Here is a 3227-nt window from a genome sequence, read left to right as displayed (position 1 = left end):
GCCTTGCAGCGCCTGGCCGGCGACATTGCCGGTCAGCTGCACATTCGCCGCCGGATTGGCGGCATCGGCCTTGCCGGTGGCGGCCAGCTTCAGCCCGGTGATCTCTCGCGCCGCCACGAGAAGGCGGTCGCTGTCGATGGTCAACGACAGGTCCGGCGCCGCGGCCGGGCCCTGCGCGTTCAACGCAAAAGCGATGGCGCCCTTGGCGTCTTTCGACAGCAGCGAGATGTCGCTCAGCGCACCCTTGATGTCGGCGGCTACCTTGTTGTCGGCAAGGCTGGCTTGCCCGTCTGCGGTCAGCGCGCCCGAGGTCAGCTTCAATCCGCCTATATTGATACTGCCGTTGGGGTCGCGCTTCAGCGTGGCGCTGATCTCAGCGCGTTCGCCAAGCATGCCGCGCGCCGCCGCCGGCAAGGCCGACGATGGGGTATCCGCCTTCAGATTGAGGTCGATGGCACCGTCACGCAGCGATACCTGGCCGGCAACTTGGCTGTTCAGCGCATCGCTCCTGAGCGAGCCGCTGTCTATGGCAACCGCATCGGCTGTCAGGCGACCGCTGAGCGCCGCCGTGACCTTGCCGGCGATCAGCGGCGCAATCACCGGATTGTCGAGACCGACCTTGTCCACCGACACTGTGCCGGAAACCGACCCTGCACGGTTCTTGAGATCGAACGCATCCGAGTGCAGCGCCAGGGCAAGCCCGTCCACCCTCGCTGGACTGGTGACGATCGAGGGCAGGATCGCGGAGACATCCAGGCGGGCCCGCGTGCTCTCGCCCGCCACCTTTGCCGACAAGGACCGGATCTCGATCTTGACCGGGCTCTCGGCGCTGCCGAGAATCAGGGGCAGACTGGGGCCGGATGAGATGAGATCGAGCGCAAAATCGCTGGCGCCGTTCGGATTGAGGGTGCCGGCTGCCTTGCCGGAAATCTTGTCGCCGGTCAGTGTCGCTTGATCGAGCACAACGCCGCCGGCCAAGGTGTATCTGCCGGCCGCATCGACGGCGAGCGGCCCGAGCCCGGCCTGCCGGGTCTGGCTGGTTTCGATACCGGCCAGTTGCGCATTGAAGCGGACATCGGGAGCGGCCGGCGGCCCGGTCACTCCAACCGTGCCGCTGAGCGTGCCGACAGCGTCGAGGCCGGGCGAAAATTCATTGGCGAGCGCCGCGGGCAGTGCCGAAAATTGCGCCGCGAGGTCGAGCGTCTGACCGGCAGTGCCCGACAGCGTCACCGAACCGCCGCCGACATCGAGCGCCAGTTTCTCGATGCTGGCCGTGCCGTTGGCGATGCTCAGTGTCGACGCCTGAGCGATTGCCGCCTTGATGCCGCGAACCGTCGCCTCGCCCGAGGCAATCTCGACGCTCGTCTTGCCGTCGGCGATCTTCACCCGGCCGGCAGCGGTCGCCGGAATGCCCGCTATGGTGGCGCCGCCGGTGAAATTGGTCCAATCGCCGTCGCGCTTCAGGTCGACGCCGATGCCGCTGATTTCGGTGGTTCCGGAAGTGACGCTGTCAGCCTTTATCGAACCGGCGATCGCCGGCGCCTTGAGATAATTGGCGATCAGCGCATTGACGGTGATGGCCTTGGCCGTCACGTCGCCACGCGCGATCGAAGTGCTCTTCGCATCGATCGCGACGGAGGGCGCGTCGCCCTCCTTGGCAAAGCCGATGGTGCCGTCGATGTCGCCCGTCACCGCCTGGCCGGCCAGTGCGGCCAACTGGTCGATAGCGGGCGCGTCGAGCGTCAGCGTGCCGAGCGGCATGTACGTGTCGTCCAGCGCGAGATCGCCCGAGACCTTGTTGTCGCCCAGCGAGACCAGGAATCCGTTGATCGAACGCTTGCCCTCGCTTGTCACCAGTGCTGCCTTGATATCGAGCGGCTGGTCGTTGACGGAGCCGGTCAGCGATACGTTGGCGGCGGGACTGGTGATATCGGCCTTGCCGCTCGCCGTCAGCTTGATGCTCTTCACCGTGCGGCCCGATGCCGTCAGGCTGTCGCTATCGGCGGTAACGGTGAAATCCGGAGCCGTCATCGCGCCGCTTGCCGACAGCGCGAAATCGACGCCACCGGCAACCGGCACGCCGACTGTCGGCGACAGCACGGAAACGTCGCCCAATTTGCCCTTGATGTCGGCCTGGATGTCGGTGCCCTGCATGCTGGCCGTGCCGGCGGCGCTGAGCGTGCCGGACGTGAATTCGATCGAGTTGGCGGCGAAGGATCCCTGCGGATCGCGGGCCGCGGTGGCCGAGAATTTCACCCGGGCGCCAAGCACCGAGGCGATCTGCGGCGGAAAGGCCGTCGCCACGGCATCCGCGTTCATCTTCAGCTGCATCGACAGGTCGGCAAGCGCCACCGTCGCCGTCAGAGAGGCGTTGAGCGCGTCGGAGCGCAGCGTGCCCTGGTCGATGGCAATGGCATCCTTGCTGACCGACCCGGCCAGATCGACATCGATCTTGCCGGTGATCAGCGGCGCCAGCGTCGCCACGTCGGTGTTGAGGCCACCTGCCTGCAGCTTGACGGTGACCGGCCCGGCGCGGTTCTGGATGTCAAAGCCGTCGGAATGGATCTGCGCCGCCAGATCATCCAGCCGCGTGCCGCCAGCAACGATGGAGACGAAGGAGGCGCCGATGTCGATGATCGGCGCCTTGCCGTCGCCGAAGGCGCGGGCGGTGGCATTGCTGATCGCCAGCGTGATCGGTTGCGCCTTGCTGCCGACGCTGATCACAACGGGCGGACCCTTGGCGGCGAGTTCGATCGAGAGGTCGCTGGCGCCGGCAGGATCGACAATGCCGGTCGCGGTGCCGTGCACCGCATCGCTGTCGATGTTGGCGCGGTCGACACTGACGCCACCGGCCGATGTGGCGGTGCCGGCGACATCGAAGCTGGTCTTGCCGGCAAACAGCGGCTTGAGATTCTCAGGCAGGAAGCGAGCGAAATCGCCGTCGCCCTTGGCCTCAACATGATTACCCTTGTCGGTCAGTTGGTGCCGGCCTGTCAGCTGGGTGACGATCTTGCCGTCGACCGAGAACGTGCCGATGCCGTTCCAATTGGCGAGCGGCCCGGTGCCCGAGACAATTATGTCGACCGGCGGCGTATCGGGCAGCTTGAGCAGATTGGCGATGATGCCGCCTGCCGGCTCCGAGGCCTTCAGGTCAAGATCGAGCCTGTTGTCCGCCGGCGCAAAGTGGATCTTGGCATCGACATTGCCTTGCTTGCCGTCATGGCGGG

Annotated in this window: 1 pseudogene; it reads right to left on the bottom strand. The window is 66.3% G+C overall.

The window, feature by feature from the left end:
* Window positions 1-3227: pseudogene (locus EN990_RS34930) on the bottom strand (translocation/assembly module TamB); the annotation flags it as partial.

Origin of the sequence: Mesorhizobium sp. M7A.F.Ca.US.005.03.1.1 (assembly GCF_003997975.1) — a bacterium.
GTDB lineage: Bacteria > Pseudomonadota > Alphaproteobacteria > Rhizobiales > Rhizobiaceae > Mesorhizobium > Mesorhizobium ciceri.
Note: the sequence above shows the minus strand (reverse complement) of the source record. Positions and strands in the feature narration are given on the sequence as shown.